Raw genomic sequence first — 16,637 nt, forward strand, 5'->3', positions numbered from 1 at the left:
ACGACCCACGTATGAGGCTCCGGCGGGGGATTTCCGTCGCCGTCGTGGCCGCCGGCGGAGCCGTTACGACCATGCTCGTGGGGCTCGTCACCAACGCCGTGTCCGAGTCGCAGTGGCCCGGGTGGCTGGGGTGGTTGCAGCGGCATGGCTGGTTCTCGTTCGCTTTGCTCGGCGGGGCCATGGTCGGGCTGGCGGTGCTGCTTGCCGCGCTATCGGAGTCGGGGGCGCCGGAACGCCGCGCTGCGCCGACGCCTCAGCCACAGGAAGGGGCGGTACCTCCGGGTGCTGCCCTCGTGCTGCGGTCCCTGCCGCGCGACACCACCGCGTTCACCGACCGGACCGCCGAGCTCGAGGCGCTGGTGCGGTCCGTACGGAACTCGCAGGAGAGCGGCGAGGCGCTGCCTGTGCATGTGATCGATGGAATGCCAGGAGTCGGGAAGACGACGTTCGCCGTACACGCAGGACATGTGCTGTCGGAGCGGTTCCCGGACGGCCAGCTCTTCGTGAATCTCAACGGGCACACGACAGGAAGGCCCCCCGTACAGGCCACGGAAGCGCTCGCATCGTTGCTGGCGGCGACCGGAGTGCCGGCGCAGCGGATCCCTGTCGGCGACGACCTGGGTGCGGTCACCGAGGCGAGGGCGGCCATGTGGCGGAGCCAGCTCGCGAACAAGAAGGCACTGCTCATCCTCGACAACGCGTCCAGCTATCGCCAGCTGGAGCCCCTGCTCCCCGGCGGGAGCGACTGTCTCGTGCTGGTGACGAGCCGGAAGCGGTTGGCTGCGTACGAGGAGGTGGTCCTGCCAGTGGAGGCGTTGCCGGCGGAGCATGCGGTCGACCTGTTCGTACGCCTCAGCGGGCGATCGGTGGAGTCGCTCGATCGGTCCGTCCTCGAGCAGTTGGTGGAGCTGTGTGGATACCTGCCACTCGGGGTGTCGTTGCTCGCCGCGCGGCTGCGCCATCGCCCGTCGTGGAGCGCCGAGGATCTCCGCGCGCGTCTGGTTACTGCCGGGGACCGGCTGGGAGAGCTCCGAGCTGGTGAGCGCGCGGTCGCCGCGACGTTCAGTCTGTCCTACCAGGACCTGACACCTGAGCGGCAGCACTTCTTCCGGTGTCTCGGCCTCTACCCTGGAACCGAGCTCGATGCCTTCTCCGGGGCCGCGCTCGGCTCGGTCTCGGTGGCGGCGGCACGCGAGGGACTCGACACGCTCTACGACGCCCATCTGATCGAGGAACACCCGGGAAGCCGGTTCCGGCTTCACGACCTCCTACGCGACTATGCCCGCGGTCTCGCCGACGAGGGAGGCAGCATGACCCCTGTTCATGCCGTTCAGCGCGTGTGCTCCTACTACTTGGCCGCCCTCGCTGTCGCGAACAGACACATTGCCCGCAGCGGCGCGTCCACACCGAATTCTCCGGACGGCGCCGCCCAGGTCGAGACCCCGCCCATCGATTCACGTACGGCGGCTCTGGGCTGGCTGGAGGACGAGCGGGCCAACGTTCTGGCTTGCATCCGAAGGGCGAACGACCTCGCGCTGCACGAGTTGGTGATCCACATGGCTGCGGCGATGGCGCCCTTCCTGCGGCAGGCCGGGCCCTGGGACCAAGCCGTAGGCCTCCACCGGACCGCCGCCGAGGCCGCCCGGCACACCGGCGACCGGCGGGCGCTGGCCAACGCGCTGGCCGAGCTCGGAGTCGTCCGGCGCTTCATGGCGGCCTACCCCGAGGCCATTGAGGCACTGAACGAAGCGGTGACGGAGTACGAGGCGGTCGGCGAGAAGCGAGGCAAGGCTGACGCTCTGAACCAGGTGGGCATCGTCTGGTACATGACCGCGGACAACGATGCCTCTGCCCAGGCGCAGACCGAGGCCCTCGCGCTCTATCGGGAAGTCGGCGACCGTCTCGGCCAGGCGAACGCGCTCGCGGACCTCGGCATGGTGCGCCGGCAGGCCAGCCAGCTCGACACAGCGGTGGCGGCACAGACCGAAGCGCTGGCGATCTACCGGGAGCTGGGCGACCGGTACGGAGAGGCCAACTCACTGCGGGACCTTGGCGTCGTGCACAGTCTCCTGGGCGAGTATCAGCTGGCTGGGCAGCGCCACCGTGAGGCATTCGACATCTACCAGGAACTCGACGACCGGGTCCACCAGGCATACGCCCTCAACGAGCTCGGAGTCGTACGGCGCCTGACCGGCGATCCCACCGGAGCGCGGGAGGCTCACACCCAGGCACTGGAGTACTTCACCGAGCTCGGCGAACGGTTCGGCCGCACGAACAGCGTTCGCCACCTCGGGGTACTGGACCGCATGGACGGGAACGTCACGGAGGCGATCCGTCTGTTGGACGACGCCCTGGGCTCGTACCGCGATCTCGGCAGCCGTGGTGGCGAAGCCGCCGCTCTGGGCGAGCTGGGTGCGGCGCGCGGGGTCGCCGGCGAGCGGGACGGTGCCGTCGAGTTGTTCCGGCGGAGTCTGGACATCCTCCGAGAGCTCGGCGACCGGTGCGGTGAGGCGGAGGTCCTGAACCACTGGGGGACGCTGCTGCATTCCTCCGGTGACTGGGCTGCCGCCCGCGGACTCTTCGAGCAGGCGCTGGGGCTGGCCCGCGACATCCGCTGCCCGCTTGAAGAGGCACGGGCTTTGGAGGGGATCGGCCGTTGCGACTGGACGGCCGGCGAACGGGCGCGGGGCGAAGGGGCGCTGCGTGAAGCGCGCGATGTGTACCGACGGTTGGGCATCGGCGGGGCGGCAGATGTCGTCGAGCGGCTCATTGCGTCGCAGGCCGAGTAGCGGGGCACGTGGCCGGATTCGATATGTCGCCGAGGGTAGCGGCGCTGCTACCTTGCGGGCTGGTCTGCCACCTCAATCGCCGTTGCACTGCCCCGAGGAGCGTCGAATGCCGTCACGTACGCCCGTTCCCGCACCGCATGCTCCGGCGCCCGTCGTCGCGGAGTCCATCAACGGTTCGGCCGTCCTGGATCGTGTCGCCGTCCGCGTACGGCAGCGGCTGGCGGCCGAGCAGACGGCGTCAAACCACGCCGGCGAGGGTGGTCACCAGGCATCGCTGATCTGGACCTGGCCTCTTTGAGTCGTTCCGCTCGATGACACCGCGCGCGGACGTCGCCCCCTTTCGGTCGTTCATCCTCAAGGTTGCCAATCGCTGCAACATCGACTGCGACTACTGCTACGTCTTCAACTCCGCTGACCAGGCGTGGCGGCATCTGCCTGCCCGGATGAGTGCGGACGTGGCCCAGGCTGCGGGGCGGCGGATCGGTGAGCACGCTGCGGCACACGGCCATCGGGGTGTGCACGTCGTACTGCACGGCGGTGAGCCGTTGCTCGCCGGCCTCCGGCACATGGCAGACCTGCTCGGCGCCGTACGGGAGGGTGTTCCGGCCGGTGTGGCGGTCCGTTTCGAGCTTCAGACCAACGGGACGCTCCTCACGGAGCCGTGGCTGGACCTCTTCGAGCGGTACGAGGTCGTCGTGGGCGTCAGCCTCGACGGACCGCCGACTGCGAATGACCGGCATCGGCTGACACACGCCTCGCGATCGAGCGCCGCCTCGGCCGTACGAGGTATCGAACTCCTGCGTTCCCGGCCGCACCTGTTTGCAGGGCTGCTCGCCGTCGTCGACCTGGCCAACGACCCGGTCGAGGTCCACGACTACCTGGCGTCGTTCGAGCCGCCTGTGATCGACTTCGGCCTGCCGCACGGGACGCACGACGAGCCGCCGCATCGCGACGACCCGAGTGTGCCCGAGTACGGGTTGTGGATGAGCCGCGTCTACGACGCTTGGCTCGCCCGGCCGGATCAGCGGCACAGCGTGCGGATGCTGGAGGACATCGTGGCGCTGAGCTCCGGAGTGCATGGTTCGGTGGAGTCCCTCGGTCTGGCCCCGCCGACGAGCATCGTGATCGAGTCGGACGGCACGATCGAGGGCGTGGACACCCTGCGGTCCGTCGAGGAAGGCGCCTCCTGGCTGGGATGCGACGTCTTCAGCCAGTCCTTCAATGAGGTCCTTCACCATCCGAAGCTCCTGCACCGGCAGAACGGGAAGGCCGCGCTCGCCGATCAGTGCCAGAGCTGTCCTCTGGTGGAGGTGTGCGGTGGGGGCTATCTACCGCACCGCTTCAGCACCGACCGCGGCTACCGAAACCCCTCGGTCTACTGCGCGGATCTGGAGTACCTCATCCGGCATGTTCAGGGCTCCCTGCGCCAGCACGGCTGGGCTCCTCAGGCACTGACGCCCCCGTAGCCACGAGCCGTGCCGCCACGCCAGGATCACGTATTGAAACGAACGAGTGAAGCGATGAAAGAGCGACAGGAGATGTCGATGACCGTGACGATCCGCCCCGCCGAAAGGCGCGACACTGTGGCAGTGGCCGATCTGATCGAGGAGATCGAACGGTTCTACGGATCGACCGAGATCCAGCCACTCGAGGAGCGCCGCTCCCAGGTGGAGGAGGCGCTCTTCGGCTCCCCGCCGTTGGCGTCCGCTCTCTTGGTCGAGGACGAGGCTGGTGATCTCGTCGGGCTCGCCGCCTACTCCTTCCTCTGGCCGGCGGCCGGCTCCTCCCACTCTCTCTTCCTGAAAGAGCTCTATGTCCGCGGCACCCTCCGCCGCCAGGGCGTCGGCGCCCGCCTCATGGACGAGCTCCGTACCCTGGCCGCCGCTCGTCCCGGATGCAGTCGGGTCGAGTGGATGACGGACCACGACAACCCCGGCGCGCGCGCCTTCTACAAGTCGCTGGGGTTCGCGGAGTTCGACGGGAAGATCGTCTACCGTGTGGACACCGGTACGACGTGAGGGTGGGGCGGGGCCGTGAAGGAATGGCGTTGCGAGCGCTGCGACTTCATCATCGGACTGGGCTGTGCGTGCCCGCCCGACGGATCCGCGCCAAAAGCCCGCCCAGCGCCCTCGCCCCGGCAGGAGTGGCGACGTTTCCCTGCGGACACGATTCTGATCTCACCGACGCAGTACGCGCACATTCCCGGGGCCTGCACCCATCTGACCGAGGAACTGGTGACTGCCCCGCGCTGGGGATGGATCCCCACACCTCCGGCCGGGCTGTGGCACCGGTTGAGCAGTAGCCATCCGGCGACCGCGACCGAGGGAAACATCACACGGCAGGCGATCAGGCGGTGCGAGGAGTGCCAGACATCGCTTGCGTGATGTGAGCTGCCTGGATTGTGCTGGGAGTGGTCGCATGCATTGCCGGGGGCGCGGGGCCTGGGGGTTCTGATGGGCCAGCGCCCTGGCGGCGAAGGCGACTGGACCGACCTTCCCCCTGCCGGGGCGCGACCGGTTGACGTGTGCTTGCAATGCCGCTGTCTCCGCGGACGGCTGGGTGTCAGACCGCACCGCAGCTTTTTCGGGCGTCAGTCGACCCCTCTCAGGTAGACGCGGCTGCTCCGTTCGTCGATCTGCGCCACCGCGACCTTGAGCCAGTTCAGGTCGCCCTTGCAGGGAGCGCACACCTGCCCCTCCCTGACCTTGGGAAGCGAATCCGGTTCCGGCAGCCCCAGGCGGGCGAACGGCGTGGCTGGTGTCGCCTCGGCGGCAAAGGGCTGCTCGCGCAGTCTGAGGGGCTGCTCCGGCTTCAGCTGGGTGAGGAAGGGCTCCACAGCTTCCGCAGGCAGGACGAAGGACAGGATCAACCCGTCGTCCTGGAACCCCCTGCGGTGCGCCGCCGCGGTTTGAGTCGCTGCAGAGGGGACCTCCACGTGCAGGGTCCGGGCGATGGACTCAGCGGTGGCCCCCTCGACCCAGTCGGACGTCCCCGGGTCCGCCGAGCGGCCGCCTTCCCTGCCGCTACCGCCGGACGCCCCGGAGCATCCGGCGGCGAGGGCGCCGAGCAGCACCGTCGCCATGGCAAGCGCCGGGGCGCGCCCTGGGCGTCGCGCGCGGATCATCGGGCGGCCGAGTTACGGCCGATGTCCGTGCGGGTGCCGTCCCGCCCGGTGTCCTCGGGTGCGGGCCAGGACCCTCCTGCCGACAGATCGTGCTGCTGTACCGAGCTGCTTCCTCGCATGTCGAACTCCCTGGCCAGTCCTGTTGTGTGCATACGAGCCATGTCGGCGTCGGTGACAGTGGTCGGTCCGATCGGCGTGGCCTTGCCCGGGTCCCAGTTGTACCGGTCCCACACGTTGACCTGGTAGTCGATGCTGACCTGCGGCTTCCCGTCGGGTCCGGGGACGGCGGTGACCACCCCGGTCGTGTTGGTCATGCCGCTGCCTACGGCCAGGTACCAGTTGTTCGTGCCGTCCGGCCCCTTTTCGTGCTCGTATCCACTACTGCTGGATTCCACGGGGATGGCGACGGGCTTGCCGCCTGACTTCTCGAACGCTTCCAGTGCCTGCTGCCGCCACTCGTCCTGCTCTGCGGCCCGGATCCGTGCCACCTCGTCCCGGAGCGCCGGGTCGTCGGCCAGCATGCGGTCGACGTCCAGATCGAGCGTCTTGCCGCTGCCGTTGAGGTAGTGATCCATGTGTCGGGCCGCGTCGGTCTTGCCCATGAAGTCGCCGGAGTTCGAGATGCCGTTGGCCTGGATCTCTTTCCAGTAGTCCGATATTCCTGGCGATTTGAGGTCGTACGGGCCGGCGCCGTCGTCCGCGGCGACCTGCTTGACCTGAGGCCGAAGCAGGCCGGCAGCAAGAAGGTCGTCCCGGTGCTGGGTCCACAGCTGGGCCCGAGCCTCGGGCCCGAGTGACTGCCAGAGCCGCTGCAGCTCCTTCCGCTGTTTGGTGTCGGCCTCCTCGCCGAGCCCGGCCAGTTTCAGTGCTCGCGGGAGCATCTCCTGGTCGAGGGAGGTGTACGTCGCATGGCCGGCGTTGTGCGGATCCGCGCCGTGGCTGCCGCGCAAAGCGCGTACGGCAGCGGCATCGACCTCGGCCGCATGGCTCACCACTCCGCTCAGGGTGTCGGCGTACCAGCGCATGAGGTCCTGCTTGCGCTGGCCGGGACCGTCCACCTCGCAGACCAAGGCATCCTCGATCGTCACCGCTCCGCCTTGCCCCACACGGACGTTGAAGCCTGCCTCCTTGGCGTCGGCGGTCACGTTCTTCGCCTGCTGCTGGATGGCCACCAGTTCGGAGTGGGCGTCCTGGAGGACGCTGAAGATGCTCTTGGCTTCCGTGTGGAGGTCCTCTATCTCCTTGACCGTCTTGCCGACGAAGGCGCGGGTCACACCGGCGTTCACGCCTTCCCAGCGAGCCTTCTCGGCTTTGGCCTTTGCCCCGTCGCGCGCCTGTCCCCCCAGGCTCTGCAGAGCGTCGGCCGTGCGCTTCCAGTCCTGAACGGCGGATCCCAACTTCGTGAGGTCCAGTTCCATGAGGTCCGAGTAGTCCATGCCGTGCTCCCTACTTGAGGTACTCGTCGATACGGGAGACGGACACGGCCGAGCCGTCGCGGTTGCGGAGCGAGGCCGCGATGGCCTCGTCGTCCGCGGCGTGCGCCTTCTTGGAGTAGTCCAGGTGGTTCGAGATGTGGGCGCATGCCTGCAGGACCGTCTTCACTTGAGAGGTCCACACGCTCACGGTGGTCTCCAGCTCGCCGCCGAGTGAGAAGCCGGCCGTCTTCAAAGATGCTGCGGCCTGCATCGTGGAGCCGCTTCCTGAACCGTCGGCACCGGCGCCGGCGATGTCGGCCTGCTTCTGCAGTTGCCCATGCAGCAGGAACGCCTCGTGCCCCACTTCGCCCAGGTCATCCTGGTGTACGACCAGGCTGTTCTGACCGCCGCCAGGTCCGCTGGCCAGCTGGTTGAGGCGCGTCGACACCTGGCTCGCGCCGGCCACATCGCCCTTCGCCTTTTCCCACTCATCCCACACCATGACGCCATTTGATCATGCTTGGGCAGGCGAGGTAGGAGCAATGTGAGCCGGTTTTCGCAGCTCTGACCTGCCTGACACGGGCGGCCTGAGCCCACGTGCTCGGATCGTGCGGGATCCCCTGAAGACGTCAATGCTTTCAAGCCCGGCGCGCGTCGCGCAACGGGCGATCCAGGACGATCTCATCTCCGGCCTGGGGTGGGCTTCTGAGCTGCAGCGATGCGCTGAGCGTTCCGAGAAGGGGAACGGAGCGTTTTCGGCAGCTTCCGCAGCATGCCTCTGACCTGGGCGTTTGGGGTTTCCGTCAAGCCCCACGAAGGCGAACGAAGGCGGGGGCTGCCGCTGGGGCAGCTCAGGGACAGCGTAGCGGATGGGGGCGGGGCGCCGCGGCTCGGTTGTCGCCGCCGGAACGGCGTCGTCGGGCGGGTGCGCGGCGGGGTCGGGTCAGGCGGGCGGAGCGGCGTCGTCGGGGGGTGTCCCGGGTTTCGTGTGGAGGACGTCGCGGGCCTGCTCCGCGGCGCGGACGATGCCTTCGGAGACGAAGTCGAGGAAGCGGGCGATGTTCTCCAGGCGGCCGGCGGCGGGGGTGTCGGGGCCGAGGATGCCGACGCCCTGCTGCGCGGTCTCGATGATCCGGGCGTTGGCCCGGGCGCTGGCGATCATCGCCTGGTACCAGACGTCGTCATCGACCACGTAACGCTCGCGCCGGCCCTCGGCGCGTTCCCGGCGGACGAGGCCCTGGCCCTCCAGGAACGCCACCGCCTTGGAGATGGACGCCGGGCTGACCTGGAGGCGCCCGACCAGTTCGGACGCGGTGAGGCTGCCCGCGTCGGTGGTGTAGAGGCAGGTCAGGACGCGGGCCATCATCTTGGGCGTGCCCGCCTCCATGAGGACGGTGGTGAGCTTGTCCTCGTACGCGCGCACGGCATCGGCGTCGCGTCCGTGGGGCTGCGGGGGTGCCTGCGGGTCGCGGGGCGGGGCTTGCGTACGCCGGTGGGCGCGGCGCTCGGTGGCGCGGTGGGCGAGGTCGGCGCGGTAGGCGCTGGGGCCGCCGTTGCGCATCACCTCGCGCGTGACCGTCGAGGTGGGGCGGTCGAGGCGTCTGGCGATCTCCGCGTAGGCGAGGCCGTCGGCCACCCCCAGCGCGATCTGTTGGCGTTCCTGCTGGGTGAGTCTGCCTCCCGGCACCGTGATCTCCCTAAGTGCGTCCCCGATGCCTCCACTGTAGCGTTCACCGTCGACTCATTGCAACGTGGTGTGGGTGGCTGTTGCATTCGTGCGCAGCGTCATTGCAATGAAATGCCGGGGTTGAGCTGGGATTATGAGGTTGGCTTGCAATGCGTGCATTGAGAGGAGCTTGAATGCAACGTAGCGTTTGCGATGTCAGAAACAACGAGCAGGCAGGTGCGCAGCATGCAGACGTTCGACACCACCGCCCCCGTCACCGCCGTCCTCGACATCCCTGCCGGGCGCGTGCGGTTCATCGCCGCCGACCGGGCCGACACCACGGTCGAGGTGCTGCCCGCGGACGCCGCCAAGACCCGCGACGTGAAGGCCGCCGAGCAGACCACCGTCGCGTACGCCGACGGCGTCCTGCGGATCGGGACCGTACCGGCGAAGAACCGGATCGTGGGCAACTCCGGCTCCGTCGAGGTGACCGTCCGGGTCCCCGCCGGCTCCCGCGTCGAGGCGAAGGCGGCCAGCGCGGAGTTCCGCGGCGTCGGACGCCTCGGCGACGTCGCCTTCGAAGGCGCCCACGGCTCCGTCAAGCTCGACGAGACCGCGGCCGCCCGCCTCACCCTCCTCGCCGGCGACATCGCCGTCGGCCGCCTCGGCGGCCCCGCCGAGATCAGCACCCAGCAGGGCGACATCCACATCACCGAAGCCGTCCACGGCGCCGTCGAACTGACCACCCAGTCCGGCGGGATCACGGTCGGCGCCGCCCGCGGAGTCTCCGCCTCCCTCGACGCCGGCACCGCCCACGGCCGCATCCACAACGCCCTCGGCAACGCCGACGGCATCCCCGCCCTCACCATCCGCGCCACCACCGCCCACGGCGACATCACCGCCCGCAGCCTCTGAGGCCGCGGCGGTTCCGCGGCGGCCCGGGCTACCCGCGGGTGCCGAACGGGAGGCGGATCTCCACGCGCGTGCCCTCGCCCACGGCGCTCTCGACGCGCAGCCGCCCGCCCAGGTCCTCGATGCGGCCCCGCATCGACCGCAGGCCGTTTCCGGTACCCGGCTCCCGCTGGGTGCGGCCCGGGCCGGCTTCCACGGCGAAGCCGGCGCCGTCGTCCTGGACCCGGGCGTACATCCAGCGCCGCGTGGTCCGTACGGTGACCTCGATCCGCTCGGCCCCGGCGTGCGCCAGGCAGTTGCGCACCGCCTCGCGCAGGACGAACGACAGCTCGCGGCGCCAGCGTTCGCAGGCCGCGGTCTCGTCGCCCGTCACCTTCACGGTGACCGGGGCGTGCGGCGCCGCGTCGGCGAGCCAGCGCAGCAGCGACTCGCGGATCGGCGGAGTGCGGGAGCTCCGGTGCAGCGAGCCGATCAGGGTCCGGTTCTCGCGGGCGGCCTCGTCCAGGGCCCGCTTCGCCGCGGCCAGGTGGGCGGCGGCGCCCTCGGGATCGTCCTCGCCGAGCCCGATGCGGTGCTGCGCGAGGGCCAGGGCGCCGCCGATCTCGTCGTGGAGGCGGTGGGCGCCGGTCCGGGGCCCGGACGTGCCGTCAGGGCCGCGGCGGCTGTCCGGGGCGGTCGGTGACGCCCCGCGCGACGATCGCCACGGAGGTCACGACCGTTCCGGCCTTGCCCCAGGAGCTGTCCTCAAGCACGACGGTGCGCGCCCCCAGGAGCCGCAGGCTCTCCTCGTCGAAGATCCACTCGGTGCGCTCGCCCCGGTGGACGCGGGCGACCGCGACACCGGTCCGGCCGGTGGCGTCCCTCGCCTCGGGAACCAGGACGACACCGGGGATGCGGGCCGCCGCGCGGTAGAGCGCCGCACTCAGGCCGGGCGGTGCCTCGATCGTCCGGAGCAGGTCACCGATCGCGACGAAGGCCTGCTGGTCGGGTCCGGTGGTCGAGCCCGAGCCCGATCCGTGGTTCAGCCGCGTGTCCGCGTAGATCAACTCCAGCAGCTCGTCGGTGTCGGTCGGCAGCGTTTCGAGAAACCGGTAGGTGGGCCCGTTGAGGCTCGGCGGGCCGTCCGGCGGGTGCCTGTCGGTTCCGGTCGCGGTCCGCACCACCATGCCGGCCGAACCGTCGACGGACAGCCAGCGCTCGGCCGACTCGTCGGTGGGGGCCGCTTCCATCCCCCCGCCCTCGACTTCGGTCAGGGAGGTGGAGTGTCCGACCGTCCTCGTGTACATGAACTGCCCGTCGCGCACCGCCGGGACGGGCGAGGCCGCCGCCGCCAGGGCGACGCGGTCCAGCAGCCGTACGGCCGCGGGCTCGGACCGGACGGCTCCGGGCCGTTCGCCGGGACCGTTCCCCCCGAGGGCGAGGACGACCGCCACGGCGCACGCCGCCGCCGCTGCCACGAGGGAGAGCGCCAGAGGGCGCCTGGAGCGCCGGGGGGAGTCCTGCCCGGCCCGCGCCGTCTCGCGCATCAGGTGCTCCTTGATCCGGCGATGGCCGCCGAAGGGCAGTTCCGCGTCGGAGAGCCCGGGCAGGCGCTGGACGAGCCCGTCGTCTTCGGCCGGTGCGAGCCGTGCGTCATCGGCGGCGTTCACAGGTTCCCCTCCCGTGCGGTGCGGGACGTGGACACGCGCCCCGCGGCCTGCGGCACGGCCGACCCCGCTGCCGACTCCGTGCCCGACTGCGTGCCCGACTCCGCGGCCAGGACGGCCGTGGTCAGCCTGCGAAGGCGGCTGCGCGCCCGTGACAGCCGGGAGCGGACGGTGGCTTCTCCGGTACCGCAGGCCTCGGCCACCTCGGCGTGACTGAGGCCGCCCCACACGGACAGGACGATGACCTCGCGGTCGGCCCGCCGCAGCCGGTCCAGGGCGGCCAGCGTGGCCGACGCCCTCGCCGTGTCCGCGATACGGGACACCACCGCGTCCGCCGGATCCGGAACGGCCTCCGGCCCGGGCAGGCGGTTCATCGCCGCTCCGTGCCGCCGCGCGGCCCTGCGGGTGTTGCGTATGACATTGGTGGCGACCCCGAGCAGCCACGCCCGCTGGCTCGTCACTCCGTCGAGGGTGTCGCGCAGCCGCCACGCTTCAAGGAAGGTGAGGGAGACGATGTCCTCCGCGCCGGCGCGGTCGGACGTCATGCGGACGGCATGCGCGTACACCGCCCGGGCGTGCGCCTCGTAGATTTCCGCGAACAGGTGCTGGTCCACACCGAGTAGTGTCCGCTCGGCCCGATGCGTTGCATGTGACGCGCGTCACGCCCGATGCCGCCTGGCGGGGTCCGCCGCGACCGGCCCGTGTTCCGACCCCGGATGACGCCGTACACCCGCGATGTCCCGTACCAGCCAGGGCTGTTGACGCACAACCGGTGCGGCGCGTCCGCCGTACAGGCCTTCCGACCCGCGTCGGCCCGGACGGCCCGGTGCGCCCACTGCGTCGCCCGTCCTGTCGCCGCCCGCGGCCTCAGGGGCGGATGATCCGGACCTGGTAGCTCCCGTTGCGCAGCTCGCCCACCACCGAGACGCTGATGCCCGCCTTGTCGTCCGTGAACGTCTCGCCCGGCCGGAACGGCGCGTCCGACAGCTCCGCGTGCACGTTGGGCCGCCGGGTGCAGCCGCCGCTCGCGGTGGTGCTGTCCGACACCGTCACCGGGCCGCGGCCGGTGTCCACGTCGGAGTCCACCTTGTAGATGAGGACGCCCGGCTTGCACACGGCCTCGTCGTTCCCGGCCTGCGTACGCACCTCCACCGCGTACCCGGCGCTCTCGGACAGCGGGACGAACGCCAGCTTCGTGCCGCCCTCCACCGCCAGTGGGGACAGGGTGTGGTCGCTGACGCCCGACTTCGCCGCGCAGCTGATCTGCGTGCTGTCCAGCCAGCCCAGCTTCCACTTGTGCCAGCCCAGCAGGTCGTTGTTGGCCCCCCAGTCCTCGCTCATGATGTCCCAGTGGCCGACGGTGCCGCCGCCGTCGGAGGTGTACAGGTCGGGCAGGCCGAAGACGTGCCCGTTCTCGTGCGGGAGGACCCGGTAGCCGGTCTCCCGGTAGGTGCCGGAGCCGTCGTCCTGGCGGCTGTACACGAAGGACGTGTTGGCGAGCGGGACCCCGTCGGCGGCCGGCGCCTCGCCGTTGCCCGAGAAGGTCACCGACAGGACGGTGTCCAGGGCGGACGGCCCGGCGTTCGGTGTGACCAGGATGTTGACCAGGTCGTACCGGCTGAAGTCCACCTCGGAGTCGGCGGCCTTCGCGATGTGCTCGACGAGCTGCCGGTAGCCCGGCTCGTACGGCGAGCCCCGCTCGATCCCGTACGCGGCGAACGGCATCGGCATCCGCAGCCAGCTCTTTATCGGGGCCTCGGCCTGGTAGCTGAGCCGCCCGTACGAGCTGGTGCGGAACCAGGTCGAGGTCTGCGGGAAGAACTCCGCCAGCCGGTCCAGCGCCGTGCCCTCGCCCTTGGCGTCGGGGAAGTCGATCATCAGGTTCAGTGCGCGGACCTCGCCGGTGGAGCGGGAGTACCCGGGCGGGGTCGGCAGGCCCTCGGACATCTGCACGCCCATCGTGCCCGCGATCCGGCACGGCGCGAGCGCCGACTCGATGCTGGTGGCCACGGGCCCGGCCGCCGAATGGCTCCGACTGGACATCCCCGCGCTCGCGGTCGCAGTGACGCCGAGGGCCAGCGCGGTGAGGCCGATGAACGCGCTGGTGCGGCGTGGTCTGCGTATCCGGTGGCGGGTCTGCGGCATGGAGCTCGCCTTCGGGTCCGCGGCAGCCGGCCGGGTCCGGACTGCGCTCTGTTCGCCCACCCTCCGACGGCCGCGGCGCGCCCGCGCGTCGGGAGAGGCCGAACGTGGAACGGCTTGTGGCCCAGGTCACGCGGGGGAGTGAAATAAGTGGGGACCCGATCCCCGTTTGTACGTGAGTCCCGCGAAGTGGGGACGCGCTCCCCGTTTGGTGGGCGTACGCGTGACCGTGCCAGGGAGGCCCCGGAATGAAGCGCATTACCACCGCCCCGGCGCCGCGCCCCGCCCCGGCGACGGTGACCCTGGACGCGCCGACGGCGCGGCCGGCTGCGGCGGCAACGGCGACCCTGGCGCCCCGGACGACCTTGCCCCCGCCCGCCGCGGCCCCGACGGCCCCGCCCCCGACGGCCCCGCCCCCGACGGCCCTGCCCTCGACAGCCGAAGCCCCGACAGCCGTCGTCCCGGGGGTCGTGGCCGGGTGCACGATTGGAGCCGGCCCCGGAGCCGACACCTCCGGATGCGCCGGCACCCCCGCGCCCCCCGCGGCCCGCACGCCCGCGCCCGTCGCCCCCGCCGCGCCCCGGACGCCCCGCGCGGACGGGGTCCCGCGCCCGCGCGCCGACGCCGTCCGCAACCGCGAGCGCATCCTGACCGCGGCCCGCGAGGTCTTCGTCGAGTTCGGCCCCGGCGCCCCCTTCGACGAGGTCGCCCGCCGGGCCGGCATCGGCAACGCCACCCTCTACCGGCACTTCCCCGACCGGGCCGACCTGGTCCACCACGTCGTCCTGTTCGTCATGGACCGCGTCACCGCCCGGGCCGAGGCCTCCCTGGCCGAAGAGCCCGACGCCTTCGCCGCGCTCTGCCGCTTCACGCACGCCGCCGCCGACGAGCGGATCGGCGCCCTGTGCCCGATGCTCGCCGGCGACTTCGACCACGACCACCCCGAACTCCTCGCGGCGCGCGACGCCTTGGAGGCGGCCGTCGAGACCATGCTGCGCACCGGCCAGGCCGCCGGCCTGCTCCGCACGGACATCGGCGTCGGCGATCTGACGATGGCCCTCTCCCAGCTCAGCCGCCCCCTCCCCGGCACCGCCTGCCACGACGTCGACCGCTTCGTCCACCGTCACATCCAGCTGTTCCTCGACGGACTGCGCGCTCCGGCCCACTCCGTGCTGCCGGGCTCGGCGGCCACGCTGGAGGACCTGAGGCGGAAAACCACGTGACGCCCTCCACGCTCCCGAACTAGCCTTTTTCAGTCATTCCGCACAGTGAAGTGGGTACCCCCATGTCCAAAACAGCCGCGGCGCCCGCGCCGCCTGCCGATCCCAGCCGCTGGAAGGCACTCGTCTTCATAGCCCTGGCCCAGCTGATGGTCGTCCTCGACGCGACCATCGTGAACATCGCCCTGCCCTCAGCCCAGACCGATCTCGGCATCTCGGACGGCAACCGCCAGTGGGTCATCACCGCGTACGCGCTGGCCTTCGGCGGGCTCCTCCTCTTCGGCGGCCGCATCGCCGACAAGTGGGGCCGCAAGAACGCCTTCGTCGTCGGCCTCATCGGCTTCGCCCTGGCCTCCGCGCTCGGCGGCGCCGCCAACGGCGAGGCCATGATGCTGGGTGCCCGCGCGCTCCAGGGTGCCTTCGGCGCACTGCTCGCCCCGGCCGCGCTCTCCCTGCTGGCGGTCATGTTCACCGACGCCAAGGAGCGTGCCAAGGCCTTCGGCATCTACGGTGCCATCGCGGGCGGCGGCGGCGCCGTCGGCCTGATCCTCGGCGGCGTCCTCACCGAGTACCTCAACTGGCGCTGGACCTTCTTCGTGAACATCCCGTTCGCGATCGTCGCCGCCGTGGGCGCCTGGCTCGTCATCCGCGAGCCCGCCGGCTCCCGCAACCGCGCGCCCCTCGACATCCCCGGCGTGGTCCTGTCCACGCTCGGCCTCGTCGCCCTGGTGTACGGCTTCACCCGCGCCGAGTCCGAGGGCTGGTCGGACCCGCTGACCATCGGCCTGTTCATCGGCTCGGCCGTGCTGCTGGCGTCCTTCGTCTTCACCGAGTCCAAGGTCCGGTCCCCGCTGCTGCCGCTGCGCGTCCTGCTGGAGCGCAACCGCGGCGGTGTCTACCTCTCCCTCGGCCTGGCCGTCATCTCGATGTTCGGCCTGTTCCTCTTCCTCACGTACTACCTCCAGGTCGTGAAGGGCTTCTCGCCCGTCAAGACCGGCTTCGCCTTCCTGCCGATGATCGCGGGCATGATCACGGGCTCCACCCAGATCGGCGCCCGCCTGATGACCCGGGTCCCGCCGCGCCTGCTGATGGGCCCCGGCTTCCTGGTCGCCGCCACCGGCATGCTGCTGCTGACCCAGCTGGAGGTCGGGTCCTCGTACCCGGCGCTCATCCTGCCCGCGCAGCTGCTGCTCGGCCTCGGCATGGGCACGGCGTTCATGCCGGCCATGTCCCTGGCCACGCACGGGGTGAACCCGGCCGACGCCGGCGTCGCCTCCGCGATGGTCAACACCTCCCAGCAGGTCGGCGGCGCCATCGGCACCGCCCTGCTGAACACCATCGCCGCCTCGGCGACCACGGCCTACCTGACCGACCACGCGGCCGAGGCCGCGGCGGGCGGTCCGGCCGCCCAGCTGATCCAGGCGCAGGCCATGGTCGAGGGCTACTCCTCCGCCATCTGGTGGGCAGTCGGCATCCTGGTCGCCAGCTCGGCCATCGCCGTCACCCTGATCACCACCGGCCGGCCCGGCGCGGGCGGCCCGGTGACCTCCGGTTCCGGCTCCGCCGAGGACGCCGAGTTCAAGGTCCCGGTGATCGCCCACTGACGGGCCCACCGCTCCGGGAATGACTGAGAACCCCGCTTGGTTCAAATTTGAACCAAGCGGGGTCAGTCTGTTTCCGCGGCCCCGTACGACGGAGGAGACCCCTGTGAGCACGACCCGTC

16 protein-coding genes are annotated in these 16,637 nt (G+C 70.9%); 8 read left to right on the top strand and 8 right to left on the bottom strand.

What is annotated here, in order from left to right:
* Positions 1-11 precede the first annotated feature (11 nt).
* The 4 genes from haaT (at position 12) to haaN (ending at position 4,807) form a co-directional block, all read left to right on the top strand.
* Positions 12-2,789, top strand: a complete 2,778-nt coding sequence (gene haaT / locus ACFWTC_RS07135) for a cyclophane-containing RiPP biosynthesis TPR protein HaaT (protein WP_384074098.1) — start codon at positions 12-14, stop codon at positions 2,787-2,789.
* A 106-nt stretch (positions 2,790-2,895) separates the two neighbouring features.
* On the top strand, positions 2,896-3,087 hold the full coding sequence (gene haaA, locus ACFWTC_RS07140; RefSeq protein ID WP_384027253.1) for a HaaA family cyclophane-containing RiPP peptide: 192 nt from the start codon (positions 2,896-2,898) through the stop codon (positions 3,085-3,087).
* A 13-nt stretch (positions 3,088-3,100) separates the two neighbouring features.
* Positions 3,101-4,255, top strand: coding sequence for an FxsB family cyclophane-forming radical SAM/SPASM peptide maturase (locus tag ACFWTC_RS07145; RefSeq protein WP_384027251.1), 1,155 nt, complete (start codon positions 3,101-3,103; stop codon positions 4,253-4,255).
* A 78-nt stretch (positions 4,256-4,333) separates the two neighbouring features.
* Positions 4,334-4,807 (top strand): cyclophane-containing RiPP N-acetyltransferase HaaN, encoded by a 474-nt coding sequence (gene haaN / locus ACFWTC_RS07150; RefSeq protein ID WP_266947844.1) that lies wholly within the window; start codon positions 4,334-4,336, stop codon positions 4,805-4,807.
* Positions 4,808-5,379: 572 nt separating this feature from the next.
* Here haaN and ACFWTC_RS07155 read toward each other — a convergent pair.
* The 4 genes from ACFWTC_RS07155 to ACFWTC_RS07170 form a co-directional block, all read right to left on the bottom strand.
* A complete protein-coding gene (locus ACFWTC_RS07155; protein WP_384027250.1) occupies positions 5,380-5,871 on the bottom strand; it encodes a hypothetical protein in 492 nt (163 codons plus the stop codon).
* A 38-nt stretch (positions 5,872-5,909) separates the two neighbouring features.
* Positions 5,910-7,331, bottom strand: a complete 1,422-nt coding sequence (locus ACFWTC_RS07160) for a hypothetical protein (protein WP_384074101.1) — start codon at positions 7,329-7,331, stop codon at positions 5,910-5,912.
* 28 nt (positions 7,332-7,359) lie between these two features.
* Positions 7,360-7,830 carry a hypothetical protein gene (locus ACFWTC_RS07165; RefSeq protein WP_384027246.1) on the bottom strand — a complete coding sequence of 157 codons (471 nt, stop codon included), beginning with the start codon at positions 7,828-7,830 and terminating at the stop codon, positions 7,360-7,362.
* A gap of 441 nt (positions 7,831-8,271) precedes the next feature.
* Positions 8,272-9,015: a helix-turn-helix domain-containing protein gene (locus ACFWTC_RS07170; protein WP_383923010.1), complete on the bottom strand. Its 744-nt coding sequence runs from the start codon at positions 9,013-9,015 to the stop codon at positions 8,272-8,274.
* 225 nt (positions 9,016-9,240) lie between these two features.
* Between ACFWTC_RS07170 and ACFWTC_RS07175 the strand changes: the two genes are divergently transcribed.
* Positions 9,241-9,909 carry a DUF4097 family beta strand repeat-containing protein gene (locus ACFWTC_RS07175; protein WP_383923075.1) on the top strand — a complete coding sequence of 223 codons (669 nt, stop codon included), beginning with the start codon at positions 9,241-9,243 and terminating at the stop codon, positions 9,907-9,909.
* A 28-nt stretch (positions 9,910-9,937) separates the two neighbouring features.
* On the opposite strand, the gene ACFWTC_RS07180 is transcribed toward ACFWTC_RS07175, so the two are convergent.
* A complete protein-coding gene (locus tag ACFWTC_RS07180; protein ID WP_384074104.1) occupies positions 9,938-10,285 on the bottom strand; it encodes a sensor histidine kinase in 348 nt (115 codons plus the stop codon).
* Positions 10,286-10,363: 78 nt separating this feature from the next.
* On the opposite strand from ACFWTC_RS07180, the gene ACFWTC_RS07185 reads away from it, so the two are divergent.
* Positions 10,364-10,588: a hypothetical protein gene (locus ACFWTC_RS07185; protein ID WP_384027242.1), complete on the top strand. Its 225-nt coding sequence runs from the start codon at positions 10,364-10,366 to the stop codon at positions 10,586-10,588.
* Here the strand turns inward: ACFWTC_RS07185 and ACFWTC_RS07190 are convergent.
* The 3 genes from ACFWTC_RS07190 to ACFWTC_RS07200 form a co-directional block, all read right to left on the bottom strand.
* The gene (locus ACFWTC_RS07190; RefSeq protein WP_384027241.1) at positions 10,554-11,555 is read right to left on the bottom strand and encodes a CU044_5270 family protein; all 1,002 of its coding nucleotides are present in this window, start codon (positions 11,553-11,555) and stop codon (positions 10,554-10,556) included. The two genes, ACFWTC_RS07185 and ACFWTC_RS07190, sit on opposite strands and share 35 nt — an antisense overlap.
* The gene (locus ACFWTC_RS07195) at positions 11,552-12,166 is read right to left on the bottom strand and encodes an RNA polymerase sigma factor (RefSeq protein WP_384027239.1); all 615 of its coding nucleotides are present in this window, start codon (positions 12,164-12,166) and stop codon (positions 11,552-11,554) included. Before ACFWTC_RS07195 ends, ACFWTC_RS07190 begins: the two co-directional genes overlap by 4 nt.
* 253 nt (positions 12,167-12,419) lie before the next feature.
* On the bottom strand, positions 12,420-13,697 hold the full coding sequence (locus ACFWTC_RS07200) for a M6 family metalloprotease domain-containing protein (protein ID WP_384027237.1): 1,278 nt from the start codon (positions 13,695-13,697) through the stop codon (positions 12,420-12,422).
* A 482-nt stretch (positions 13,698-14,179) separates the two neighbouring features.
* Between ACFWTC_RS07200 and ACFWTC_RS07205 the strand changes: the two genes are divergently transcribed.
* Together ACFWTC_RS07205 and ACFWTC_RS07210 are read left to right on the top strand one after the other, a co-directional pair.
* A complete protein-coding gene (locus ACFWTC_RS07205; protein WP_383923078.1) occupies positions 14,180-14,917 on the top strand; it encodes a TetR/AcrR family transcriptional regulator in 738 nt (245 codons plus the stop codon).
* A 62-nt stretch (positions 14,918-14,979) separates the two neighbouring features.
* Complete coding sequence (locus ACFWTC_RS07210; protein ID WP_384027235.1) at positions 14,980-16,518, top strand: MFS transporter; 1,539 nt, start codon at positions 14,980-14,982, stop codon at positions 16,516-16,518.
* Positions 16,519-16,637: the final 119 nt, after the last annotated feature.

Origin of the sequence: Streptomyces sp. NPDC058619 (assembly GCF_042717785.1) — a bacterium.
Lineage (GTDB): Bacteria > Actinomycetota > Actinomycetes > Streptomycetales > Streptomycetaceae > Streptomyces.